A 25,655-nucleotide genomic window follows, 5' to 3' on the forward strand; every position below is an offset into this window, starting at 1 on the left:
CCGAACGGAGAACACCTTTACTCGGCGCCGTCGTAGCCGCTCCCGTGTCCTCCCCGGACGAATCCACGTCACTGCGCGCGGCGGGTGCCGTCGGGACCGTCGTCGCGATGCTCCCCGTTCCGGCGCTCGCCCCGGCCGTCGGCGGGGGGCTCGCCGCGGCACTGGCAACGGGGTCACGCCGCCGGAACGCCGGTCTCGGCGCCGCCGTGGGGTTCCTCGGCGGCCTCGGCTACCTCACCGGCTGGGCCGTCCTCGCGCTCGTGCTCTCCGGGACGTTCCCGCCCGCGCTCCCGAACGGCGGCGCGTTCGAGGGGTTCGCCGGGTTCGTGCTCGTCCTCGACATCGTCGGTGGGACCGTCGGTGGGATGTTCGGTGGCGGCCTCGCCCGCCGAGCGCGGGCGCGTGGCGACGAGAGTGACCAGACTGGTTACGAGCAGCCGGAATAATCGGTCAAACGAGTTCCTAAGGCTGTAATCCTGGAGTTCTACGAGTAATCCTCAGAGCAGGTCGCGGCGCCGCCACACCGCCAGCGCGACGAGCGGCACCACGACGGCCCAGGCCACCAGCACGACCGCGGCAAACTCCGAGGTGACGGCGATGGAGTCGACGCTCGCCTCGACGACCACCTCCTCGGTGGCCGGGTTGTAGTCAGTCGCGACGGTCCGCGTGAGCAGCGGGTGGTTCCTGGTGCCGAAGTCGGCGAACTCCGTGGTCAGCTTCACGTACGCGTTGAGGGGGTTCACCCGGCCGATCCAGAAGTACCACTCCGGCGGGAACGGGTAGCGGTCGACGTTCTGCACCTCGAGCAGGACCATCTGCAGGGCCGGCCAGAGCCCGCGGAAGAGCGCGAAGACGCCGACCGCGCCGACCACGGCCCGCGTCGAGGTGGAGGCGACCGCCGAGAGCGCCATCCCCATGCCGACGAACACGAGCGCGAACAGCAGTGTCACGGCAGTCAGGCCGAGCATGGCGACGTAGGAGCCGTTCTGGAACAGTGCGCCGACGGCGACGGTACAGACCAGCAGCCCGAGCGTGAGCGGTGCGGCGACCGCCGTCAGCCGGGAGAGGAACTTGCCGGCGAAGGCGTCGAGCCTGGAGTTCGGCAGGCCGAGGAGGAACCGGACGCTCCCGGACTCGCGCTCGCCGACCAGCGACGAGTAGGCGGCGAGCAGCCCGACCAGCGGCACCAGTACGTGCGATATCGCCCCGATGGCGAACACCGCGGTCTGCCGGTCCGGCGGCGGACCGTAGTTGTCGAGTGCGTACATCCCCAGGACGATGCCGGCGGTGGCCAGGACCAGCAGGACCGCGACGGCCGGTACCAGCCGTGACCGGTAGGTCGACAGGAGGTCGCGCCGGAGGACGTGGTTCCAGGTCATCGGTCGCCCCCGTCGGTCGCGGGGGCCCGGTCCGGCGACGCGTCGGTCCGGTCGCCGTCCGTGTACTTCGAGAAGACCTCGCCGAGCGACGCCTCGCGCACGTCGAACTCACCGAGGCGGCCGGCCTCCGACACCCGGTTGAGGACGCGGAGCTTCGTGTCGGCGTCGTCACAGACGGCCTCCAGTTGTCCGTTCGGGAACCGGACATCCCTGACACCCTCGATAGTCTCGATGCCCGAGAGCGGCTCCGGGTCGCCCGTCAACTCGACGATGAGCGTGCTGCCGGCACCGAGTTCGTCGCGGAGGTTGCCGACGGAGTCCTCGGCGACGATCTCACCGTCGTAGAGGATGCCCACCTCGTCGGCGACGGCCTCGACCTGTTCGAGGATGTGCGAGGAGAAGAAGACCGTCGCGCCACGGTCGCGCTCCTCGCGGACGATCTCCCGGAGCGTTCGTGCCCCGTTGGGGTCGAGCCCCGTCGATGGCTCGTCCAGCACGAGCAGGTCGGGGTCGTCGACGAGCGCCACCGCGAGCGCGAGGCGCTGTTTCATCCCCTTCGAGAAGCCGCCGGCCCGGCGGTCGGCCGCCCCCTCGAGGTCGACGCGGGCGATGAGTTCGTCCGGGTCGTCGTCGGCTGCGCGCGTCTCGATGGCGTGCTCGACGTGTTCGCGGGCGGTGAGGTGTTCGTAGACGCCGTAGCCCTCCAGCAGCGAGCCCGTCCGGCGCCGCACCGGCACGGAGTCGTGCTGTGGGTCCTCGCCGAGCACGCGCACGTCGCCGGCGGTCGGCGAGGCGAAGTCGAGCATGATGTTGATGGTGGTGGACTTGCCGGCGCCGTTCGGGCCGAGGAAGCCGAACACCTCGCCGGCCTCGACGGTGAGGTCGACGCCACGGAGTGCGGTCACGTCACCGTACGTCTTCCGGAGGTCGTCGAGTTCGACGACGCTCATGCCGTCACCTCGCGGTCGCGGAGGGGGGATAGGGGACCGTTCATCGTCGGTACGGCGGACGAATTCGGCATAAGTCTTCTTCGTCCGCGGGTCGGCGCCCGGCGGTGACCGGACGGCCGGTTCCGTCCGATGGTACCGGCGGTGACCGCCTGCCCGATTCCGCCCGATTATATGCAACGTTTAATGCCTCGGTCCCGAGAGTGGCGGTTGTTATCCCATGTCCAGGGGCGACCCGGAAGCGGACCGGCAGCCGACGAGCAGCGGTGGCTCGACCGACCGGTTCTGCCCACCGGACTGGTTCGTGGAGACCGCGAACGTCTCCGATTCCGACATCAGGACCCGGTTCGAGGAGGACTGGCCCGACTGCTGGCGTGCGGCAGCCGATCTCCTCGACTGGGACACATCTTACGACAGCGTCCTGTCCGCGGGCGACGACCGGCTGACGTGGTTCGAGGGCGGGGCGCTGAAACCCTCGGTCAACTGTGTCGACCGGCACGTCGAGGCGGGGCGCAAGAACGCCGTCGCTCTCCGGTGGATCGGCGCGGCCGGTGAGCGCGAGTCACTGACGTACCTCGACCTCCAGCACGAGGTCGAGGCGGTCGCGGCCGGCCTCCGCACGCTCGGGGTCGGCCCCGGTGACGTGGTCACGCTGTTCATGCCGAACGTGCCGGAGCTGCCGGTGACGATGCTGGCCTGTGCCCGTCTCGGGGCGCTCCACAACGTCGTCTACGCTGGCTTCTCGGCCGACGAACTGGCCGACCGGATGGAGAGTGCCGATTCGGAGTATCTCGTCACCTGCGACGGCTACTACCGCCGCGGGAGCGCGGTCGGGCAGCGCAACACCGCCGACAGCGCCCGTCTCCGGCTCGATGCGGACGTGACCGGCGTGCTGGTGGGCCGGCTCGACGACGACCCCCATCTGGGTCGCGATTACCACGGCTACGGGGCGCTCCGCGACGAGTTCGCGGGCGCGACGGTCGAACCCATCGCCCGCGACGCCGGCGACCCGCTGTTCGTCCTCTACACCTCCGGAACGACGGGGGAACCCGACCGGGTGACCCACGCGACCGGTGGCTACCTCTCGTACGCCGCCTGGACCGCGATGGCGGTGCTGGACATCAAGCCACAGGACACGTACTGGTGTGCGGCCGACATCGGCTGGATCACCGGCCACACCTACGGCGTCTACGGGCCGCTCGCGCTCGGGACGACCACCCTGCTCCACGAGTCGCCCGCCGACCACCAGGCCGGGGGCCACCCCTGGACCAGCATCGAGCGTGAATCGGTCGACGTCTTCTACACGGCGCCCACGGCGGTCCGGTCGATGCGCCAGCGCGGCGCGCCGCCCAGCGACGAGTACGACCGCTCCTCGATCCGCCTCCTCGGGACCGTCGGCGAGCCCATCGACCCGACGACGTGGCACTGGTACCGCGAGCATCTCGGCGGTGGCGAGGCCCCCATCGTGGACACCTGGTGGCAGACCGAGACGGGCGGCATCGTCGTCGCGACGCTGCCGGCCCTCGACGAGATGCAACCCGGCTCGGCCGGTCCCGGAGTCCCCGGCCTCTCCGTCGATGTCGTGGACGAGGCGGGCGACCCGGTCGCGGAGGGCACGGAAGGGACCCTCGCCGTCAGCCGGCCGTGGCCGGGGATGTGCCGGCGGCTCGCCGCCGAGGCGCGCACGGCGGGTGCCGACGCCGACAGCCCGGAGGCGTGGCGGTACGTCACCGGCGACCGTGCGACCCGCGACGAGGACGGCTACGTCACCCTGCTCGGGCGGGACGCCGACACCATCGAGATGGACGAGACGGCCGTCGGAACGGCCGTCGTCGAGCGGGTCATCAGCTCGCTCGACGGGGTCACCGAGGCGGGGGTCGTCCGCGTCTCAGAGACCGGCGAGATCGCGGCGTACGTGAGCTGCGAGCGGAACCATCCGGACCAGGATGCCCTCGCCGACCGGATCCGGTCGCGGGTCCGCGAGGAGGTCTCGCCGGCGGTCTGTCCGGACCGCATCGTCGTGGTCCCGGAGCTCCCCAAGACCCACTCCGGGAAGGTGATGCGCCGACTCCTCGCCGATGTCGTCGGCGACCGTGGCTACGGTGACACGAGCGCGCTCCGGAACCCGGAGGTCGTCGGCGAGATCGAGACGGTCACCCGCCAGGAGGAGTGACTGTTTCGGCCTCGGCTGTCTCCTCGAAACCAGGCAGGGTCCCGTCGGAGGCACCACCGTCTGTAGCCGGGCTTTGTCGTTCGTCTCGGGGGACACGATGGCTTCCGGCCTGGCCGGAACCGTATCTGCGGCTCGGCTCCCGACGACGCGACCGGATGGTCGTGATGGACCGGGTTATCCCCGGTGGATTTATTTCGGACTCACGTAATATCACGAACTATGTCGTCAGATGGGCGGGCCAGGCGTGTCCGGCTGGACCGTGACCGGTATCGGCAGCTGGTGGCTGCTTCGGGGACGGACCGGGAGCGGCTCGTGCTCCGGCTCGCCGGCGAGGCCGGGCTGACGCCGACGGAGATGACCCGGCTGGAGGCCGGTCACGCCGAGACCCGCCTCCACGACGGCGGCGTGGGTCACGCCCTCCGGGTCCCGGACGGGGAGGGCGGGACCAGCCGGCTGGCGCCGCTCCCGACGGACCTGGAGTCCGAGCTGACCGCGTACGTCGGCCCCGACGCAGACGACGGGGTACCCGTGTTCGAGGTGACGGCTCGCCGCCTCCAGATGCTCGTCGGGGCCGTCGCCGACCGCGCGGCCGAGGCCGCCGCCGACCCGACGCTGGAACGGGTATCGAGTGCGGACCTCCGGCGGTTCTTCGGCCGCGACGCCGTCGAACGGGGCGTCCCGCCCGGGGCGGTCCTGGCGACGGGCGGCTGGGAGCGCCTCGACAGCATCGACACCGCCGTCTCGAACCCGGACCACGAGACGGCCGTCTCCGCGTTCGCGGACGCCCGCCCGCCGGTCGTCGTCGACGACGAACCCACCGCGCCGCAGACGGGGCTCGACCCCGGCGCGCTGCGGGACGCGCTCGACCGGCTCGACGCCGCGGTCGTGGTGCTGGGGCCGAACGGCCGCATCCACCACGCCAACCGCTCGTTCGAGCGGCTCACCGGGCGGCGCGTCGACGGGGTCGTCGGCCGGCCATTCGGGTCGCTGGTCCTCGACGACGGGCTCCCGGGCGAGTTCTGGCGGACGGTCGCCACGGAGGGCGCGTGGTCGGGCGTCCTGCCGTACGCCCGGGCCGAGGAGGGTGCGGTGGAGCGCTGGACCCGGGTTTCGCGGGTTCCCGACGGCACCGGTGGCGCCGAGCGTGTCGTGGTCGAGATACGCGAGCGCGACGCCGACCCGACGACGGGCCGGTCGCACACGGTCGCGGCGGCGGTCCGCGCGCTCGGCGAACGACTCGTCGAGGAGACGACGCGCGACGGCGTGTTGCAGGCCACGACCGAGGTGCTGGCCCGAGGCGAGGCGTACGCCTGCGCGTGGGTGGTCGACCCCTCTCCCCCGAAGGGGCTGGACCCGCTGGCCGCCGCCGGTGTCGACCCGTCGGTCGCCCGGGAGTACGTCGCCGACCAGTCGGCGCTCGTCGACGCCGCCCGCGAGGTGGCCGAGGACGGAACGACGCGTGTCATCTCGGTCGAGCCGACCCCCGCGGCGCCGGATACCCCGTCCCTCGCGCTGGTTCCCCTGCGACACGCCGAGAGCGTCCACGGCGTACTGGCCCTCGCCGCGAGGGAGACGGCCTCCATCGAGGACCGCGAGCGCGAGGTCGTCACGGATCTGGGCCGGCGAGTCGGCCTGGCGCTCAGCGCCGCCGAGTGGCGCCACCTCCTCCTCTCGGATACGGTGCTGGAGCTGACCTTCGAGAGTACCGACCCCGGCTCGCTGTTCGTCTCCGCGTCGGCGCGTCTGGACTGTCGTATCGAACTCGATGGGATGGTCCCGGTCGAGGATGGACTTCTCTACTACGTGACGGTGGCCGGCGCGACGCCGGAGGAGGCGCTCGCGGCGGCCCGCGAGGCCGGGGAGGCACGACTCGTCGCCGACCGCGGGGACGCCGCGCTGCTGGAGGTTGCGGCGCCGGCGGCGTCGCTGGCGACCCCGCTCATCGAGCGTGGCGGGAACGTGCGGTCGCTGGTCGCCGAGGACGGGCGCGCGGAGCTGGTCTGTGAGTTCTCGCCCGACGCCGCGGTCCGGGACCTGCTGGAGGCGCTGCGCGAGGCGTTCCCCGAGTCGAACCTGCTGGCGAAGCGCGAGGACGAACGCTCGGCGGCCACCTCCTCGGCGTTCCGCGAGTCCGTCGACGACGAGCTGACCGACAAGCAGCGCTCGGTCCTCCGGGCGGCCTACCACGCGGGCTACTTCGAGTGGCCCCGCGGGAGCACCGCCGAGGAGCTGGCCGACTCGATGGATATCTCCTCGCCCACCCTCCACAACCACCTCCGGCGAGCGCAGCAGCGCCTCCTGACGGCGCTGTTCGAGGAGGAGAGCCGGCCGCTGGCCGAGGAGGGTTCCGATTGGGATAGCTAGCGGGACGGGTTATTATGGTGGGTGGGAACGCTTGACTCGTTATGTCCGAACAGGAAGAGCCGGACCCGGACGCCACGATCGAGGCACGCCTCCACGAGCAGGAGTACTTCCGCCCGCCGACGGAGTTCGTCGGCCAGGCCAACGCCTCGGACCCCTCGATCCACGACGAGGTGGGTGAGTTCCCCGAGGGGTTCGAGCAGTACGCCGAACTGCTCGACTGGGACACACACTGGGACGAGGTACTCGACGCCTCGAACCCGCCGTTCTACGAGTGGTTCGTCGGCGGCGAACTCAACGCCTCCTACAACTGTATCGACCGGCATCTCGACGAGCGGAAGAACCAGACCGCCCTGCTGTGGGAGGGTGAGGGTGGCGAACAGCGGAACATCTCGTATCAGGACCTCTATCGCCGCGTGAACGAGACGGCGGCCGCGCTCCGGCAGGCCGGCGTCGAGGAGGACGACGTCGTCACGGTCCACCTGCCGATGGTGCCCGCGCTGCCCATCACGATGCTCGCGTGTGCGCGCATCGGCGCGCCCCACTCGGTCGTCTTCGCCGGCTTCTCCGCACAGGCACTCGCCGAGCGTGTCGATTCGGCCGATTCGGACTTCGTCGTCACCATCGACGGCTACTACCGCCGGGGCGACTTCCTCCCCCACATCGAGAAGGCCGACGAGGCCCACGAGGACGCCGAGCGCGACCCCGAGACGCTCGTCTGGACCCGCCACGACGATGTCCACGACTCCGTCGATGTCAGCGACGACTACACGATGATGGAGTCGCTGCTGGCGGACAACGAGCGAGCGACCGTCGAGCCCGTCTCCCGTGACGCCGAGGACCCGCTCTTCCTGATGTACACGTCGGGGACGACGGGCAAGCCGAAGGGGTGCCAGCATCGCACGGGCGGCTACCTCTCGTACGTCACCGCGACCTCGAAGTACGTCCTCGACATCAAGCCCGAGGACACCTACTGGTGTGCGGCCGACATCGGCTGGATCACCGGCCACTCCTACATCGTCTACGGGCCGCTCGCGCTGGGGACGACCAGCGTGATGTACGAGGGGACGCCGGACCACCCGCACAAGTCCCGGATGTGGGAGATCGCCGAGCGCTACGACGTGGACATCTTCCACACCTCCCCGACGGCCGTGCGGATGTTCATGAAGTGGGGCCCGGAGCACGTGGAGGGCTACGACTTCGACTTCCGCCACATGACGACCGTCGGCGAGCCCATCCAGCCCGAGGCGTGGCTCTGGTACTACCAGCATATCGGCGACGAGGACGCCGTCATCGTGGACACGTGGTGGCAGACCGAGACCGGTGGCCACCTCATCACGAACCTGCCCGCGCTGGAGGACATGAAGCCCGGGAGCGCCGGCAAGGCCGCGCCCGGTATCTCACCGGCCCTCGTCGACGACCAGGGTGACAAGCTGGAGCCGGCGAGCGGGAAGGCCGGCAACCTCATCATCGAGCGGCCGTGGCCCGGGATGCTCCAGACGGTGTACGGCAACGACGAGCGGTTCATCGACACCTACTGGGCCGACTTCTCCGATACGGACTCGGACGACTGGCGCGACTGGAACTACAAGGCCGGCGACGGCGCCGTACAGGCCCAGGACGGCTACTGGCGCGTCCTCGGCCGTCTCGACGACGTGATGAACGTCGCCGGCCACCGGCTCGGCACGATGGAGCTCGAATCGGCCGTCGCCGAGGTCGAGGACGTGGCCGAGGCCGCCGTCGCGGCCCGCGAACACGCCGAGAAGGGCGAGGTGCCCGACGTGTACGTCGTCGTCCGTGACGGCGTCGAGGCCAACGACGAGGTCCGCGACCGCATCATCGCGGCCGTCGAGGACGAGATCGGCGCGTTCGCCCGCCCGGACAACGTGATGTTCGTCAGCGACCTGCCGAAGACCCGTTCGGGCAAGATCATGCGTCGTGTCCTGGAGAACATCTCCAACAACGAGGACCTCGGAGATACGACCACCCTGCGCGACCCCTCGGTCCCCGAGCAGATCCGCGATCAGGTCCACGGCGACTGAGACCGCGCCGGTTCCGGGCCGACCGCACTCCGCGTGCCAGTCCCCGCGGCCCATCCCTTCACCTTCCCTGCTGCGTTCCGTCCGCTTTCTCGGCGGCCGCTCACACCGGTCGCGATGGCCGACTCCGGACCATGACAATCGTTGGTTAACGTATTTATCCTGTTCCTTTATACGGGAATGTCGCTTGTCACACATCGTCGTGACACGAAATACCAACCGCACGCGGCGCGACGTGATGAAGGCTGCCGGCGTGGCCGGCATCGCCGGCCTCGCAGGATGTACGGACTCCCTCACCAGCGGCGACGGCGGCGACGGAGGGGGCGGCAACGAGGCGCTGGGCAACTACCCCATCGAGGGAGACACCGCTACGTTCGGGTTCAACATCCCACTCTCGGGCCCGTACGGCTCCGAGGGACAGGACGAGCTCCGGGCGTACGAACTCGCGGTGAAGCACCTCAACAACGGTGGCGGCTGGGTAGACTCCCAGTTCGACGACCTCTCCGGCGACGGTGTGGTCGGGAAGACCATCGACTACGTCGAGGCGGACACGGAGACGGACAAGGGGAAGGCCCGGGAGAACGCCCGCCAGCTCATCGAGCGGGACAACGCCATCATGGTATCGGGGGGCTCCTCCTCCTCGGTCGCCATCAACGTCCAGGACGAGTGTCAGAAGCAGAAGGTCCTGTTCATGGCCTGTCTGACCCACTCGAACGACACGACCGGGAAGGACTGTGTCCGCTACGGGTTCCGCGAGATGTTCAACGCCTACCACACGGCGAAGGCACTCGCGCCCGTCCTCGGCGACGAGTACGGTGAGGACCTCGAGTTCTACCAGCTGTACGCCGACTACACCTGGGGCAAATCCGTCGAGGAGTCGATGCGCCAGTTCCTCTCGGAGGGGCCGGGCTGGTCGGAGGTCAACTCCGTCGCCACGCCGCTGGGCACCTCGGACTACTCGTCGTACCTCTCGGACGCCCAGTCGTCGGGTGCCGACGTGCTCCTGCTGAACCACTACGGCCTGGACGGTGCGAAGTCGGTGCGGCAGGCCGTCGACGCCGGCGTCGACGAGGAGATGGACATCGTCGTTCCGCTGTACAACCGGCCGATGGCCGAGGCCGCGGGCGACGCGATTTCGGGCGTCTTCGGCACTGTCGCCTGGGATTCGGCCATCGACAACACTCCCTCGAACGAGTTCACGTCGGTGTTCCAGGACGAGTACGACCGCATCCCCTCGGGCCCGGCCCAGCTGGCCTACGCCCAGACGCTCCAGTACGCCGCCGCCGTCGAGCGCGCGGGGAGCTTCTACCCGCCGGACGTCATCAAGGAGCTGGAGGATTACTCCTACAGCAACATCGGCATGGGCGAGGAGACGATGCGCAAGTGCGACCACCAGGCCCAGCGCGCGGTGCCGGTCGTCCGCGGGCTGCCGGCCGACCAGATTGAGACGGGTAACTACTTCGAGATCGTGAACACCACCGAGGCGAGCCAGGTCACGTACGGGTGTGACACCGGTCCCGCGGCGCAGTGTGAGCTCGGGCCGTACGAGTAACGACGCTCTCAATCCAATCACTATGTTCCCCGACGTACTTCGTTCTGCGGAGGTGGTATCGTGAGCCTCGTGGCCGACCTGATCTCGATTCTGCTCAACGGGCTTCAGCAGGGGGCCATCTACATCCTCCTCGCGGTCGGTCTGTCGATCATCCTCGGGACCCTCGAGTTCGTCAACTTCGCCCACGGCGCCCTGTACATCATCGGTGCCTACGTCGGGTTGTACGTCGCACAGGGACTCGTCGTCTCCGAGGGCTACCTCGCCGAGGCCGGATTCAGCGACCTCGGGCTGGGGATGGGGTTCATCGTCGGGATGATAGTGGTCGCCCTGGTCGTGTTCGTCCTCGGGTTGCTGTTCGAACGCTTCATCGCGAGGGCGTTCTACGACAGACCCGACACCGACCAGATACTGGTCACGTTCGGGCTGGCCATCATCGTCCAGGAGATCCTCCGGGTCTCGCTGGGCTCGACCAGCCAGCCGGTCAACCAGCCCACGTGGGCCTCCGGCTCGGTCCCGATTCCGGGCGTGGCCATCTCGGAGTGGCGCATCTACATCATCCTCATCACCGCGTTGCTGGTCGGTATCGTCTACGCGCTCGTCGAGTACACCGACTTCGGGCTCGTCGTCCGCGCGGGCACGATGGACGACGAGATGGTCCGGCTGCTGGGCATCAAACTCTCGCGCCCGTACATCATCGTCTTCGGTATCGGCGCCGCGCTCGCGGGGGTGGCCGGGCTCGTCGCCGGGCCGCTCTCGCCCATCAACCCGACCGCCGGGACCGACATCCTCGTCCCGGCGTTCGTCACGGTCGTCATCGGTGGCGTCGGCTCCATCCGCGGGGCCGTGGCCGCCGGGACCATCCTCGGCATCACGCAGGCGGCGCTCATCCAGACGCAGATCGGGACCTACAACCTCGCCCCCTGGTCGCAGGTCGGCATCTACGCCATCGCGGCCATCATCCTGCTGGTCCGACCGGAGGGCCTGCTCGGTGAGGAGGTGGATACCGCATGAGCGAGGACCACCAACTCCGTTCTGACGGTGGGACCGCGCCGGCCACCGGCGAGGATGCCACCTCCGCGAACGGCACGGAGAAGGCCACCTCGCGGGTGCCCGGCCTCGGCGGTGACGAGGGCCGTATCATCGGCCTCACCGCGCTTGCCGTGCTGCTGTTCCCGTTCCTGTTCGCGGAGGCCCCCGTCATCAGCGACATCATCCAGGGGTACGCCGGGCTGACGACCCTCATCCTCATCTGGGGCATCTTCGCGATGGGGTACGACCTGCTCCACGGCTTCACCGGACTGCTGTCGTTCGGGCACGCCGCATTCTGGGGTGCTGGCGGGATAGCCGCCGGCCTTCTCGTGGAGTACGCCGGCATGAACCTGCCGCTGGTACTGGTCGTCGTCGGCACCGTCGTCGGCGTGCTGCTGGCGTGGCTCATCGGCTTCCTGTCCCTCCGGCGTGGTGGCATCTACTTCGCCATCCTGACGCTGGCGTTCGGGCAGATGATCTACTTCACCATCTTCGGCCCCCTCGGGCCCATCACGGGCGGGGAGGACGGGCTGTTGCTCACCATCGGTGACCTGTTCGGGGTCATCCCGCTGAACGCGGGCGTCCCGGTTCTGACGCCGCTGGGCTTCATCCCCTCGTGGCTCTACCTCATCGTCGGCATCTTCGTCGTCATCTCGGTGGCTGTCGCCTACCGGGTGCTCAACTCGCCGTACGGTCTCATCTTCAAGGCCATCCGCGAGAACGAGCAGCGTGCGGAGTTCGTCGGCCTGAACGTCTGGCGCTACAAGCTGATGGCGTTCATCCTGTCCGGCGCGTTCGCCGGGTTCGCGGGCGCGCTCCACACCATCTACAACGGCGCCGCCTCCGCGAGCGCCTTCTACTGGATCGTCTCCGGTGACGTCGTCATCATGAGCATCCTGGGCGGGGTCGGCACCCTGTTCGGTGCCTTCCTCGGTGCCGGGGTCTACCTCTACATGTCGAACATCCTGGAGACGTTCGTCGGTACGCTCTGGCACGTCATGCTGGGGCTGTTGTTCGTCATCGTGGTGTGGCTGTTCCCGGGCGGTATCTGGGGCGGCATCCGGGCGCTCCGGGACCTCCTCACCGACCTCATCGGTGGCGGGGGGTCCGAGCCCGAAGCGGCGACCGACGGCGGTGAGCCCGGGGCCCGAGCCCCGGCGGACGCCGGTTCCGACGGAGGTGAGAACCGATGAGCCTCCTCGAGACCCAGGGACTCGTCAAGCGGTTCGGCGGCGTCACCGCCACCGACCACGTCGACGTGTCCATCGAGCCCGACGAGCGCGTCAGCCTCATCGGGCCGAACGGCGCCGGCAAGTCGACCTTCATCAACCTCGTCACCCGCCGGCTGGACCCCACAGAGGGGGACATCCGGTTCAAGGGCGAGTCCATCGTGCAGAAGGAGCCACACGAGGTCGTGCAGGCTGGCGTCTCGAAGTCGTTCCAGCAGGCCTCTATCTTCCCCGACCTCTCCGTGCTCGACAACGCGCGCATCGCCGCGCTGGGTGCCGACCACGGGGCCTTCGGCTTCAACTTCCTGAAGCGGCTCGACTCCTACCCGGAGATCGACCGCATCGCGCGGACCACGCTCCAGGACGTCGGCCTCTGGGGGCAGCGCGACACCACCGCCAGCGACCTGCCGTACGGTGACAAGCGCCGCCTCGAGATCGGCATCGCACTGGCCGCCGAGCCCGACCTCCTCCTGATGGACGAGCCGACCGCCGGCATGTCCCCGGAGGAGACGAAGGCGACGGTCGACCTCATCGAGGAGGTCAAGCAGGAGCGCTCGCTCACCTACCTCCTCGTCGAGCACGACATGGAGATCGTCTTCGACATCTCCGACCGCATCATCGTCCTGAACCGCGGGAGCGTCATCGCGGAGGGGACTCCCGAGGAGATCCGCGAGGACGAGGACGTGCAGGACGCCTACCTCGGAGGTGTCGAGGCATGAGCCTGCTCGAACTCGACGACGTGGACGCCTACTACGACGAGAGCCACATCCTCCGGGACCTGTCGCTGTCCGTCGAGGAGGGCGAGATCTGTGCGCTGCTCGGCCGGAACGGCGCGGGCAAGACCACCACGCTCCGCTCCATCGCGGGTGCGACCCCGCCCACCGTTCAGGACGGGACGGTCTCCTTCCAGGGGACCGACGTGACGGGCGACCCACCCGAGGATATCGCGGCCCGCGGCATCTCCCTCGTCCCGGAGGAGCGCCGCGTGTTCGCCGACCTCAGCGTCGTCGAGAACCTCAGACTCCCGGAGGTCGCGCGCTCCTCGACCAACCGCTTCGGCCGGTCGGTCGCGACCACCCGCGAGGGGATGAGCATGGAGGAGGTGTACGAGTACTTCCCCCGGCTCGACGAGCGCCGCGAACAGCGCGCCGGGACGCTCTCGGGCGGCGAGCAGCAGATGCTCGCCATCGCCCGGGCGCTCCGCCAGCCGACGGACCTGCTCCTGCTGGACGAACCCTACGAGGGGCTCGCCCCGCAGATCATCGAGACCGTCGAACGGGCCGTCGAGCGCATCCGCGAGGACGGCACCACCATCCTGCTGGTCGAGCAGAACGCCATCGCCGCCACGAACATCTCCGACCGCGCCTACGTCATCGACCAGGGCGAGGTCGTGTTCGAGGGGACCGGCGAGGAGCTCCAGGACGACGAGGAGACGCGACAGCGGTACCTGGGGGTGTGAGCGTGGGCGACTCCACCGCCGGTTCGGACCGGAACGGCCCGCCGAGTGACGACGACCGGCCGGACCCCCCAGCGGACGCCCCCCGCGACGAGGAAGCGCTGTTCGACGCGCTCCTCGAGGCCGACGTACTCGTCGAGGACGACGCGAGTGTCGGTGTCACGACCGAGTTCGAGGACACCCGCGACATCTACCGTGCGACCTACGGCGACGCCAGCGACGAGGAGTTCCACGCGACGCTCGGAGAACTGTTCGGGATGGACCCCGAGACGGCGGCCGAGCAGGCCGCCGAGCTGGACATCACGCGCGAGGAGCTGTGTACGCTGCTGTCGCTGCGGTCACATCTGGACGGCGCGACGGCGACGGAACTCCAGCAGGCGGTCGGGATGGTCCACGCGGCCGGCCCGTCCTCGCCCGTGCCGGCGGCGCTCCACGAACTCGGCGACGACGCTGATGCGTGGCTCGCCGGCCGGGACGCGGTCGTGGTCGTGATGAAACGCGGCTGTGACCCCTGTCGAGCGCTTCGGGATGACCTCGCCGACATCGTCGACCTCGCGCCCGACGGCGTCGCGTTCGCGGGCATCGACGGCCCCGAACACCACGAGTTCCTGCGAGCCCACGAGGTCGATACGGCTCCCACGTCGCTGTTCGTCCGCGACGGCGAGGTGGTCGGGCGGCTGGCCGGCTACTACGGCCCCGACCGCTTCGCCGAGGCGTTCGCCGAGCACTACTGAGTGCGGGCGAACCACGACGGCCGCTCGACCGTCGTCGAACCGACTCCTTCGTACCGGACCGCACGCACGACCGTCACCGGCCCGGTCGAGGCGTTCGCGGTGTACCGGAGCCGATACCGCTCGACCAGTCCGTCGTCCCGGACGACCGCGCGTACGGTCGCGTTCCGTGGGTCGGTCAGGCTGCCCGGGACAGGGAGCCCGCGGGGCCGGGCCTCGCGACCGCGCACGATGTAGCGTGCCGTTCCGTTCACGGCCGTCCGCTCGACCACGGTGACGTCCATCGCTGCGAACAGTCGTGTGGTGTCCTCGCCCGGTGCCCCGTTCAGCGCGACCCCCCGAATCCAGTAGGGCCAGGTGCCGGCGTAGCCGTCCGGCGGCTGGAAGCGGTTGTACGTGGTCTCGTTGTCCCGCGTGAGCGCGACCGCGTAGACGCTCCCGTTGCTCCAGAACGTCCCGCGGGCGGGCGGCTGGCCCAGCAGGCCGGGGCCGGCATGGCCACCGGCCCGCACGGTCGTCAGATATCGACGCTCGGCGTCCAGCCGGATGTCGACCCGAAGGGCCGAGCGGGCGGTTCCGTTCGGGTACCTGATGGTGTGGTTCGCGACCAGCCGGTAGCTCCGGTCGTCCAGCGCCCGGCCGTGGGCCCTGCCGAGTCGGCGGGGGTCCGTGACACCGTCGGCCTCGAGGCCCGGAGCCAGCGTGGCCCGGTCCTCCGGGACAGGGGCCGGCGTGAACGTCTCGCTCGGGGTGGAGTCGCCGGAGCCGGCGAACCCACTGCACCCCGCGAGCACGAGCAGTACGGCACAGGCGACCGCCACCACCGAGCGCATCGTCCGCGCTTGGAGCGCCACCGTCTAAACCTCCGTGGCGCGGGAGCGCGTGTCTAGGGGGCATTATTAAATTCCATCCGGTCCCAGACGGTGGTGTTATGCGAAAGCCACTGCTGGTGACCGAGTTCCTCGACCGGGCACGACGGCACTACGGCGATTACGAGGCGGTGCTGGCGACCGACGGCACGCGCTACACGTACGACGAGCTGGGCGCACGTGCCGACGGGTTCGCCGCCGCGCTCCAGGAACGGGGTATCGAGCACGGTGACCGGGTGGCGGTGCTGGACCCCAACACGCACTACCACCTGGAGGCCGCCTACGGGGTCTTCCAGGCTGGGGGCATCCACACGCCGTTGAACTACCGACTGACGCCGAACGACTACGAGTACATCCTCAACGACGCCGGCGTGGACGCCATCTACGCCGACTACGACTACGCGGACAAGATCCAGCAGGTCCGCGACGAGGTGCCCACGGAGACGTTCATCACGAACGACCCGGACGCCGTCGAGGGGGACTGGGAGTCCTTCGACGACGTCATCGACGGGCTGGGTGCCGCCGACTACGAGCGCCCCGAGATGGAGGAGGACGAGATCTGCACCATCAACTACACCTCCGGGACGACTGGCGACCCGAAGGGCGTCTCCCGGACCCACCGCACCGAGACCATCCACGCCTACCTCATCAGCAGCCATCAGGACATCTCGGACGACGACGTCTACCTGTGGACGTTGCCGATGTTCCACGCCAACGGCTGGGGCCACATCTTCGCCATCACCGGCGCCGGGGCACGCCACGTCTGCACCCGTGGCATCGACGCCCAGGAGATCTTCGAGACCGTCCGCGCGGAGGACGTCTCGTACATGTGTGCCGCGCCGACGGTGCTGAACATGCTGCTGGACTACTACGACGACAACGACGTGGTGACCGTCGGCGACAACGATGTCCGGTGTGCGACCGCCGGGAGCGCTCCGCCGGAGGCGACCATCCGCACCATCGAGGACGAGTTCGGCTGGTACATGATGCACGTCTACGGGCTGACGGAGACGGGGCCGCTCATCACCACCAGTGACGCGCGCCGGCTGTTCGACGACGACTCCAGCGACCGCTTTTCCATCAAGAAGCGACAGGGCCTGGGCTACCTCGGTACCGAGGTCCGCGTCGTCGACGACGACGGCAACGACGTTGCGCAGGATGACCAGTCCATCGGCGAGGTCGTCGTCCGCGGCAACCAGGTGATGGAGAAGTACTGGAACAAGCCCGAAGCGACCGAGGAGGCATTCAACGCCCGCATCGAGGGGTACTTCCACACCGGCGATCTCGCCACCGTGGACGAGCACGGGATGATCGCCATCCAGGACCGCAAGAAGGACCTCATCATCTCGGGCGGGGAGAACATCTCCTCCATCGAGGTCGAGGACGCCCTCTACGACCACTCCGCGGTCTCGGAGGCCGCCGTCATCCCGGCACCCTCGGACAAGTACGGCGAGACGGTCAAGGCGTTCGTCGTCCCGACGAACGGTGACCCCGACGACCCCGGCGTCACCGCCGACGAGTTGAAGTCGTTCACGAAGGAGCAGCTCGCCTCCTACAAACGCGTCCGCAAGGTGGAGTTCGTCGCCGAACTGCCGACGACGGCCACCGGGAAGGTCCAGAAGTACGAGCTCCGCGAGCGCGAGTGGGAGGAGGAGGACCGGATGGTCGGACAGGGGTAGCGCGAGTCAGACGTGGTCGGCGGCCGCGTCACCCGCCTCCTCACCCGTCACCAGTACCGGACAGTCGGCGTTGAGCAGAATCTGTTCGGCTGCGGGGTGCAGCTGGTGCTTGCCGGCGGGTGACCGTTCTCGGCCCGCCACACAGATGCAGTCGGCTGCCCGCTCCTGGGCCACCCGGAGGACGGCCTCGGTGGGCCGTCCCTCGGCACGGACCGCCTCGACCGCGACCTCCGCGGCCGAGAACCGGTCTATCGCGTCCGCCACCGCTGGAACCGCCGTCACGTCCATCCCCGGGTCGGCGACGTGGACCAGGGTTACCCGCACCGCCTCCGTCGCCCCGGGGAGCCCACCCACGGTCGACACCTTCGTGGCGACCTGGGCGTCGTCCGGTGCGACGGGCACGACGACGTGATACATACAGACCTGGAGCGGGTACTGGAGTAAGTTCCTTCCGACCACCGGCGATATCCCGGCGATCCGCGGTCGTCCATCGGGTCGTGCCTGCGGATTCAGGCCTTCTCGTCCACGTACTCGTTCGAGACGTAGACGACGAGTGCCAGCATCACGCCCAGGCCCAGCCCCATCGTCAGCATCCCGTAGGCCGCGAGCCCGGTCGCCGTCGGCTGGAACGTCACGAGCCCGAGGAAGGTGACGGGCCGGAGGCCACGGATGCCCAGCGCGCCGATGAGGAACCCGGTGAGGCCCGCGATGCTCACGACGACGGCGTACAGGAGGATGATGAGCCGCTTCCCGCCGAGCGTCGAGACCTCGTCGTCGGCCTCGTCCCACACCTCGTCGCCGGGCACGGCGCCCTCGCGGTTGCCTGCGCCGGCGTCGCCCTCGGGACCGTCGGTCATACACGAACTGGGCGCCTGCCGAGGATAGGGCTTTTGTCCTCGCTGTGCCAACTCCACGTATGGAAGAGAAGGACCTCCTGCTCACCATCCTGGGCGGGACGGCGCTGCTGATGTTCGTCACGGGTATCGTGCTGGTGCTCACCTCCAGCGGCGCCTGACCGCAGGGATCCGGCCGATAGCCGGGGGGGCCCGCCCGGCCTCAGATCCCGTCTCCAGGCGGGCGGTCGTCCCGCTCCGACGGCGTATCTGTGTCGCGTGCCGACTGCTGGTTGCCGTCCTCGATGTCGTCCCCCTCGTCGTCCCGGTATCGCTGGCGGAGCCACGCCGCGACCCCGATCCCGGACAGCCCCGTCAGGACTCCCAACCCCGGCCCCGCGGCACCGGTCCCCCCGGAACCACTGGTCCCCTGGGAGTCGGGGTCTGCCGTCGGATCGACGGTCGAGGAGGGAATCGGGGTCAGGTCGTCCGGGAGGTCCCGGTCGACGCTGATGCCGAGCTGCTCGGTGAACTCGTTGTTGAACGTCCCGAAGGCGTTGAACCGGTGGTAGGTCTCCAGCCAGCCGCCGGGGCCCTCGAACCGCGGGTAGAGGTCGGCGAGGTCGTCGCGGTCGAGCGTGAAATGCTTCCCCATGTGGGGTCGGCCGTCGAACTCGTCGATGAGCGCCCGCTGGATCTTCGCCAGCGCGGGTTTGGCGACCCGGTCACGGACATCTCCCTTCGACAGCGACGGGTAGTCCTTGGACCAGATCCGTGGCTGCCGGGCGAGACTGGGAACCGGATACGGCAGTTCGACCATCGCCCGGGGTGCCGGGTCGTCGGCCTCGTCGAACTCCGGCGAGAGCATGTGGTGGGTGCCGTCGACGAACCGGATGCCCAGGGGGACCGGGAAGAAGATCTTCCAGTCCTTCTTCCGGCTCCGGTCCGGGTCGAACGGCTGGTCCTGCCTGATGTTCTGGATCAGTTCGGTGACCCGCTCGATGGCCGGGGCGAGGTTCTCGAGCGGCACCGCGACGGCGGTGGAGATGGCGTCCGGCGGCGGTGCTGGCGGGAAGTTCTTCCGGTCGCGAAGCCGGCGGAGGGCGATGTACGAGGCCGTCCGCCACCAGCCCTTCCGGAAGGGGCCGTCCCCGTCCGGTGGCGACCCGCTCGTCCGCCCCTCGAAGAAGTTGTTCCGGAGCGACTTCGCCCAGTTACCTCGCTTCCGTGCACCCCTCCCGAACGGGTGGGGGACCTCCACGGGTGTCGCCTCCGCGAAGTCCTGCTGTTCGTTCTTCGGGCGCTCGGGCGGCCAGCGGTCGTCGGGAAGGACCTCGCTCCAGTTGTCCGGCTTCTCCTTCGGCGGGACCCGCCGTTTGCGGACCTCCAGGCAGATGGGGTCGTCGGGGTCGGACCCCAGTCGGTCCCGCTCGCCCTGGATGGTCGCCAGGTTGACGAACAGCCGGAGGTGACGCGTCCTGTTGCCGGTCTCCGGGTCCTCCGTGAGGAACTTCATCGGGGGGTTCCCGTCGTCGTCCGTGCGGAGGTCGTCCAGCAGACCCTGGTCCGGGGTAGCGAGCTTGGGGTCCTCGAACTCGTCGTAGGCGCTTTCGAGCCGCCGGACGCGTGGCACCTCCTCCACCCAGTATGCGTCCCGTACCTGCAGCGTGTAGTGGAACACGTTGCCCATGCAGCCGTAGCCGACCACCGCGGAGTGGAACACGTCGTCGTCCTGGATGAGGCGCATCTCGTGCTCGCCGGCATCGGCCTCGAACTCCTCGCGGTCGGTGATGCCGTCCTCCGGCTCGATGCGGAACAGCTGGACGATGGGCGCGCCGCTCCGGGCCTCGGGGACCGTCGCGATCTCGACCGACCGGACGGCATCGGAGACCGCACCGAGGTTCAGGCCCGTCCCGTGGGTGCCGGTGTTGATCGCCCCGGCGATGGTCTGTCCGTCCCAGGCACCCATGTTGGTGAGTGCCTTCCCGGGCGCCGGCCCGTCCGTGTCACCGAGGGTCGGCAGGATGTCACGGTTGAGCCGCTTCAGTATCGTCCCGCCCTTCAGCCGCGCGAGGTTCGACTTCTCGGCGCGCAGGGGGATGTTCCCGGTCGATTCGGGGGCGAACACGTAGGTCGTACCCTCGGTGGACTTCTCCTCGTCGACCTGCAGGTAGCCGTGTTCGCCGGGGCCGTGGCTCAGCGTCCCGCTGTCGTTGCGAAGCCGCCGGAGGTCGATGTAGCTGGACGACGGTTCGGCGGCCTTCGAGTGGGAGTGGCCGGAGCCGACGGACCGGATCTCCGCGTCCGCCCCGTCCACGTCCAGCATGTTCACCATCGCCTTCCGCAGCTGGGTCTTGTTCTCCGGCTCCAGCCGAGTGGAGTCCTCCTGGACGAAGTCGTCCAGCCAGTTGGCCCACCGGACGCCGCCGGTGCTTCGCAACCCCTCCTGCTCGCCGGGGCGGGTGTCGGATGCCTCGCCGGGGTTGTCACCGGGCCGGGTGTCGGGCTCCGGTGCCCCCTCCGGTGGCTCCTTCCGCCGCTCGAACCCCAGCTGTGGCGTGACGAGTTCGCGCTGCGAGAACGGGAGGTAGTCGAACCCCCGGTCGGTCGCCACCTCCCGCATCGTGAAACTGTCCTTGTCGGTCAGACTCCTGAGTGAGATCGCCATCCCGTGGTCACCTCCGTGTCCGCGCCGTTCGTCTCGGTATGTTCATCGCTCGACCACCCGGACGGTGCCGCCGTGTCCATCGGCCCTCGGCCCGACTGGCTCCCCTCCGATGAGTGCATCGTCGGCGGCTACCGCCGCGGCCGTCGCCCGCCGGGGCGGGCCGGCAGCGTCGACCGGCTCCGTAGCGGCCCGCTGCCAGCCTCCGCTCCGTCGCTGGAACAGGTGTGCCGCTCCGGCCGGGGACATCGCCCCCCGTCGGTCGCGCGGGGTGCTCGCCACGACGATGGCGGTGTCGCCATCGAGCGCGACCGCACGGCCGAACCGGTCGTCGCTCTGCCCGTCCGTGGCACGGAGTCGTGCCGCCCGTCGCCATCGGCCGCCGGTCTGCTCGACCAGGTACGCCGCCCCCGCCCGGTAGCCATCGGCGGTCGTCTCGCCTGGGGCCCCGACCAGCACACGGCCCTCGTCCAGCGCGAGCGCTCGTCCGAAGCCCCCGCCCTCGTCGCTGGTATCGTGCTGATCCCACGGCGTCAATCGGGTCGTCTCGGTCCATCGGTCCCCGGTCCGCGTGTACACGAACGCCACCCCGCTACCGGGCGCCGTCCCGTCGCGTCCCAGCCCGCCGATGACGGCGGTGCCGTCGTCGAGTGCGACCGCGCGCCCGAACCGGTAGCTGTCCTCGTCCGGGGTCAACCGGGCCTGCTGGGACCAGTCGCCGCCGGAGCGCGTGAAGACTGACGCGGCGCCGGCACCGACCGCCGCGCCGTCGTCACGTCGCCCAGCCCCGACGACGGCGGTATCGCCATCGAGCGCGACCACGCTCCCGAACCGGTCGGCTCCGGTCGGTTCCGACGGCGTCAGCGTGGCCGTCCGGGACCACCCCTGCTCGCCGCGCTCGAACACCGTCACCGAGCCCGTCAGCCCATCGTCGCCGGGTCCCAGCGGGTCGCCGATGAGCGCCGTCCCGGCGTCGAGCGCGACACTGGCTCCGAATCGATTGCCGTCCCTGCCCGGCGTGAGTCGCCCGGCGCGCGTCCAGTCGCCCGCCTCTCGGGTGAAGAGGAACGCGGCCCCGGTGGGCAGGTCATCGACCGTTTCCGCCCCGGCGGCGCCGACGAGCGCCGTCCCGCCGTCGAGTGCCAGCGCGCCGCCGAACCCCTCGGCGGACCCCTCGCCGGCGAGTGTCCGCCGTCGCGCACCCCGCACCCGTCCCACGGCCGCGTCGTCGACGTACCGCCCGACCAGGGGCGCCGCCCCGAGCGACGCGAGCAGGTCACGGCGGCTCGTGTGCGGGCCCCGCAGGGCGCCGCGGAGACCGCTCGGCCACCGCATCAGCGCCCACCCCCGGCGCTCATCGTGTCGCCACCTCGACAGCCCTCACCCCCACCGCTCATTGTGTCGCCACCTCGTCGCCGTCCACCAGCACCGTCCCGTTCGGCTCGACCCGCAGGGCCACGTTGCCGTCCTCGTCGGTCAGCACGATGCTCCGGCCGGTCAACCGCTCCCCGGTCGGAGCCGACTCCTCGAGCCGGATTGCCGGAACCCCGTCGCCGTCCTCAATCACCAGCCGGCCGCTGTCGTCGAGCCGGATGGCGCCCGCCGTGTCGCCCCGTGTATCGACCAGTTCGATCGCGCCACTCTCTGCACCGCTACCGAGCGCATCATCCACCCCATCGGGTGTCGTCACCGGCTCCTCCTGCACGCCGTCGGTTCCACCGATGCCGTCGTCATCGGTCCCTCCGGTGAGGCCGCCACCGCCGTCGCCGGAGTCCTCCCTCCCGCCGGCTCCGAGCGTCAGTGTGGCCGTCTCGGCGTCCAGCTCGCAGGTTCCGAGCCCGTAGCTGTTGTTCGCCGTGACGGTCCCCGGTTCGCCGATGCCGACCCTGCCCGCGCCGACGCTGATGGTGGCGGTCCCCGCGTCGAGCCGTGCCATCTCGATGGAGGGTCTGGACTGCTGGGCCTGGAGCAGTGAGATGCTCCCGTGCTCGCGCCGACTCCCCACGCTCACCCGCGCGTCGCCGGCGTCCATCGCCAGCGAGACCTGGTCCGCCCAGGGTGACTGACCGTCGTTCAGCGATTCCTCCGGTGGTGACAGCGCGCTGATGTACACGTCGTCGGTGATCCGACCGTCGTCTGTCCGCGGTCGCTCGCCGAGGACCGACACCGTCATCGACTGGAGCACGTTGACCGGGTCGCCGCCGATATCCTGCCCCGTACCGCCACCGAGGCGGAGCGTCGCCCTGCTGGCGCTCAGGTCGACCGTCGGCTCCCCCCCGTCGCCGACCGTTATCTCGGTATCCCCGATGATCGTCGTCCGGTCCTCGCGGACGACGATATCAGCTTTTGCCATGTTTCCTTGCTCTCGGATTCACACTTAATTCTACGGGAGGTCGATGTTCCGTGCCAATCCGTCCGCCACTCCGCGCTACTCCCCCCGTCACTTATGTGCGTCCGTGCGCGGTCGCTGGTATGAAGCTCGAGGTCGAGCTCCCGGACAAGTACGGCGAGAAGCTGGAGGAGATCGAGACCGTGGAACCGACCATCAGGGAGCAGATCGAGGTGGAGGTGCTGCCGCAGGTGCTCCGGCTCATCAACGACGGCTACCGGCAACTCGACGGTACGGACCCGGTCGCACCACGGGTCGAAGCGGGCGAGGACTCCGAGGACTGAGCGTCAGTGTGTCACGCTACCGGCGTGTGTCACTGACGGCAGGTGGCCGTGCATCTACGAGATATCTATGGAACGTTCTCGTTCTCCATCGAATGGCTGGGATAGCCCCTGGAACGTGCGGGTAGTTGTCGGAATATCGTCAGAGATCGGAAGCCGAGGTTCGGGAAGACGAACGGAGACCGGTATCGAGAGGGGTCTCACTCCTCGTCGACGCGGCGGACGGCCTTCCGGTGACCGCCGTCGGTCTTGACCTCACCGCCGTCCGCAGCGACCTCGTCGCCGCCGTCGGCGGCCAGCTTCTGCGCCTCGAACCACTGGAACTCGCGGCCGAACATGCCGTCGTCCTTGAGGTTCCACGGGTCGGCGTCCTCGAGTTCGGGCCCCTCATACCAGGACTGGACCATGTTCCACGCCCAGATGAGCTGGCCGATACCGATGAGGAACGCACCCACCGTCGAGATCTGGTGGAGCGTCGTGACCTGCGCGAGCGGCGCGATGGCGCCGTCGAACTGGTAGGTGGCGTACCGGCGCGGCATGCCCAGGTATCCCAGCACCAGGAACGCGAAGAACGTGATGTTGGTGCCGATCATCGAGAGCCAGAAGTGCCACTTCGCGAGCGTGCGCTGGTACATCCGGCCCGTCACGATGGGGAACCAGTAGTAGAGCGCGCCCATGCCCGCGAAGGCGATCATCCCCATGACGATGTAGTGGAAGTGCCCGACGACGTAGTAGGTGTCGTGGAGCACGAGGTCGATCGGGATGGCGGCGAGGAAGACCCCCGTGATGCCGCCGATGATGAAGTTACTGATGAACCCGATGCAGAACAGCATCGGCGCCGTCAGGCGCAGTTTGCCGTTCCACATCGTCGTGATCCAGTTGAAGGTCTTGACCGCGGATGGTATCGCGATCGCCAACGAGACCGCCATGAACGACGCCCGGATGCGCGGGTCGATGCCCGTGCTGAACATGTGGTGGGCCCAGACGCCGAAGCTCAGGACCCCGATAGCGAGCGTGGAGTAGACGACGAACTTGAAGCCGAACAGCTTCCGGCCGGAGAACTTCGGCAGGATCCACGAGACCAGCCCCATCGGGGGCAGGACGAGGATGTACACCTCGGGGTGGCCGAAGAACCAGAACAGGTGCTGCCAGAGGATAGGGGAGCCGCCGTCCACGGCGAAGAACGCCGTCCCGAAGTTCCGGTCCAGCAGCAGCATGATGAGCGCGCTCCCGAGCAGCGGGAACGCGAACAGGATGAGCGCGGACTGCGTGAGGACGGTCCAGCTGAAGATGTCCAGGTTGGCCCAGTTCACGTCGTCGCCGCGCTCGGTGAAGATGGTCGCGATGAAGTTGATCGCACCCATCGTCGCCGAGACCCCCGTCAGGTGGAGGCCCAGCAGCATCAGGTCCACGCCCGCGTTGGCCTGCTCGGCCGACAGCGGCGTGTACATCGTCCACGAGGTCTGTGCCGGGTCGATTCCGATACCGAGCGGCGCGGTGAAGAACCCGGCCCAGATGAGGATGGCGCCCGGTGGGAGCAACCAGAACGCGATGGCGTTGATACGGGGGAACGCCATGTCGTCGGCCCCGATGAGCAGCGGGATGAAGTAGTTCGAGAACGCCGCGATGATCGGCGTCCCGAACAGGAACAGCATCGTGATGCCGTGACTCGTCAGCAGGCTGTTGTAGAACTGGGCCTGCATGATGTCGAAGCCCGGCGCCGCCAGCTCGGCACGCATCAGGAGGACGGCCGCCCCGCCCCAGAAGAACGCGATGAGCGCGTAGATGCCGTAGAGGATGCCGATGTCCTTGTGGTCGACGGTGGTGAACCACCGAACGATGCCTGCGGGTTTCTCCGCGTGCCCGCCGCCGTAGCCCGAACCGCTGATCGTACTCGCTCCCCCGAGCGGGGTGTACGAGCGCCAGTCCTCCATGCGGGCGAGGAAGCCGGCCACTGCGACCAGCAGGACCCCCATGAGGACGGTCAGCGCGAGCTGTTCTCCTGCCATGGTCAACGGTGAGGACTGCGCCGTTAGAAAGGTT

General features: G+C 69.2%; 21 protein-coding genes. 12 read left to right on the forward strand and 9 right to left on the reverse strand.

What is annotated here, in order from left to right:
- Positions 1–44 precede the first annotated feature (44 nt).
- Entirely contained in the window at positions 45–446 is a 402-nt protein-coding gene (locus tag NL114_RS16830) for a hypothetical protein (RefSeq protein WP_254822079.1), read from the forward strand.
- A 51-nt stretch (positions 447–497) separates the two neighbouring features.
- On the opposite strand, the gene NL114_RS16835 is transcribed toward NL114_RS16830, so the two are convergent.
- Entirely contained in the window at positions 498–1,379 is an 882-nt protein-coding gene (locus tag NL114_RS16835) for an ABC transporter permease (protein WP_254822080.1), read from the reverse strand.
- Complete coding sequence (locus tag NL114_RS16840) at positions 1,376–2,329, reverse strand: ABC transporter ATP-binding protein (protein ID WP_254822081.1); 954 nt, start codon at positions 2,327–2,329, stop codon at positions 1,376–1,378. Before NL114_RS16840 ends, NL114_RS16835 begins: the two co-directional genes overlap by 4 nt.
- Positions 2,330–2,546: 217 nt before the next feature.
- On the opposite strand from NL114_RS16840, the gene NL114_RS16845 reads away from it, so the two are divergent.
- From NL114_RS16845 to NL114_RS16885, 9 genes are all read left to right on the forward strand, one after another.
- Complete coding sequence (locus NL114_RS16845) at positions 2,547–4,499, forward strand: AMP-binding protein (protein ID WP_254822082.1); 1,953 nt, start codon at positions 2,547–2,549, stop codon at positions 4,497–4,499.
- Positions 4,500–4,718: 219 nt separating this feature from the next.
- On the forward strand, positions 4,719–6,863 hold the full coding sequence (locus NL114_RS16850) for a bacterio-opsin activator domain-containing protein (protein WP_254822083.1): 2,145 nt from the start codon (positions 4,719–4,721) through the stop codon (positions 6,861–6,863).
- 41 nt (positions 6,864–6,904) lie between these two features.
- Entirely contained in the window at positions 6,905–8,902 is a 1,998-nt protein-coding gene (gene acs / locus NL114_RS16855; protein ID WP_254822084.1) for an acetate--CoA ligase, read from the forward strand.
- Positions 8,903–9,137: 235 nt separating this feature from the next.
- Positions 9,138–10,451 carry a substrate-binding protein gene (locus NL114_RS16860; protein WP_254824727.1) on the forward strand — a complete coding sequence of 438 codons (1,314 nt, stop codon included), beginning with the start codon at positions 9,138–9,140 and terminating at the stop codon, positions 10,449–10,451.
- A 60-nt stretch (positions 10,452–10,511) separates the two neighbouring features.
- A complete protein-coding gene (locus NL114_RS16865; RefSeq protein ID WP_254822085.1) occupies positions 10,512–11,462 on the forward strand; it encodes a branched-chain amino acid ABC transporter permease in 951 nt (316 codons plus the stop codon).
- Positions 11,459–12,673, forward strand: a complete 1,215-nt coding sequence (locus NL114_RS16870) for a branched-chain amino acid ABC transporter permease (protein WP_254822086.1) — start codon at positions 11,459–11,461, stop codon at positions 12,671–12,673. The genes NL114_RS16865 and NL114_RS16870 overlap by 4 nt, the downstream gene beginning before the upstream one ends.
- A complete protein-coding gene (locus NL114_RS16875; RefSeq protein WP_254822087.1) occupies positions 12,670–13,428 on the forward strand; it encodes an ABC transporter ATP-binding protein in 759 nt (252 codons plus the stop codon). The genes NL114_RS16870 and NL114_RS16875 overlap by 4 nt, the downstream gene beginning before the upstream one ends.
- Positions 13,425–14,168, forward strand: coding sequence for an ABC transporter ATP-binding protein (locus NL114_RS16880; RefSeq protein ID WP_254822088.1), 744 nt, complete (start codon positions 13,425–13,427; stop codon positions 14,166–14,168). The genes NL114_RS16875 and NL114_RS16880 overlap by 4 nt, the downstream gene beginning before the upstream one ends.
- A gap of 2 nt (positions 14,169–14,170) precedes the next feature.
- Positions 14,171–14,899: a thioredoxin family protein gene (locus tag NL114_RS16885; RefSeq protein ID WP_254822089.1), complete on the forward strand. Its 729-nt coding sequence runs from the start codon at positions 14,171–14,173 to the stop codon at positions 14,897–14,899.
- Here NL114_RS16885 and NL114_RS16890 read toward each other — a convergent pair.
- Positions 14,893–15,750, reverse strand: a complete 858-nt coding sequence (locus NL114_RS16890; protein WP_254822090.1) for a DUF7537 family lipoprotein — start codon at positions 15,748–15,750, stop codon at positions 14,893–14,895. The two genes, NL114_RS16885 and NL114_RS16890, sit on opposite strands and share 7 nt — an antisense overlap.
- Positions 15,751–15,827: 77 nt before the next feature.
- On the opposite strand from NL114_RS16890, the gene NL114_RS16895 reads away from it, so the two are divergent.
- Positions 15,828–17,444: a long-chain-fatty-acid--CoA ligase gene (locus NL114_RS16895; RefSeq protein WP_254822091.1), complete on the forward strand. Its 1,617-nt coding sequence runs from the start codon at positions 15,828–15,830 to the stop codon at positions 17,442–17,444.
- 6 nt (positions 17,445–17,450) lie between these two features.
- On the opposite strand, the gene NL114_RS16900 is transcribed toward NL114_RS16895, so the two are convergent.
- The 5 genes from NL114_RS16900 to NL114_RS16920 form a co-directional block, all read right to left on the reverse strand.
- Entirely contained in the window at positions 17,451–17,861 is a 411-nt protein-coding gene (locus NL114_RS16900) for a universal stress protein (protein WP_254822092.1), read from the reverse strand.
- A gap of 92 nt (positions 17,862–17,953) precedes the next feature.
- The gene (locus NL114_RS16905) at positions 17,954–18,301 is read right to left on the reverse strand and encodes a DUF7520 family protein (protein WP_254822093.1); all 348 of its coding nucleotides are present in this window, start codon (positions 18,299–18,301) and stop codon (positions 17,954–17,956) included.
- A 199-nt stretch (positions 18,302–18,500) separates the two neighbouring features.
- A complete protein-coding gene (locus NL114_RS16910) occupies positions 18,501–20,945 on the reverse strand; it encodes an FAD-binding oxidoreductase (RefSeq protein WP_254822094.1) in 2,445 nt (814 codons plus the stop codon).
- Between the two features lie 42 nt (positions 20,946–20,987).
- Complete coding sequence (locus NL114_RS16915) at positions 20,988–22,277, reverse strand: FG-GAP repeat protein (RefSeq protein ID WP_254822095.1); 1,290 nt, start codon at positions 22,275–22,277, stop codon at positions 20,988–20,990.
- Positions 22,278–22,335: 58 nt separating this feature from the next.
- Positions 22,336–23,295 carry a hypothetical protein gene (locus NL114_RS16920; RefSeq protein ID WP_254822096.1) on the reverse strand — a complete coding sequence of 320 codons (960 nt, stop codon included), beginning with the start codon at positions 23,293–23,295 and terminating at the stop codon, positions 22,336–22,338.
- Between the two features lie 119 nt (positions 23,296–23,414).
- Here NL114_RS16920 and NL114_RS16925 point away from each other — a divergent pair, with 119 nt between their 5' ends.
- Entirely contained in the window at positions 23,415–23,615 is a 201-nt protein-coding gene (locus tag NL114_RS16925; protein ID WP_254822097.1) for a hypothetical protein, read from the forward strand.
- A 197-nt stretch (positions 23,616–23,812) separates the two neighbouring features.
- Here the strand turns inward: NL114_RS16925 and ctaD are convergent, their stop codons facing one another.
- Complete coding sequence (ctaD, locus tag NL114_RS16930; RefSeq protein ID WP_254822098.1) at positions 23,813–25,621, reverse strand: cytochrome c oxidase subunit I; 1,809 nt, start codon at positions 25,619–25,621, stop codon at positions 23,813–23,815.
- Between the last annotated feature and the right edge of the window lie 34 nt (positions 25,622–25,655).

It is taken from the genome of Haloglomus halophilum, from assembly GCF_024298885.1.
Taxonomy (GTDB): Archaea; Halobacteriota; Halobacteria; order Halobacteriales; family Haloarculaceae; genus Haloglomus; species Haloglomus halophilum.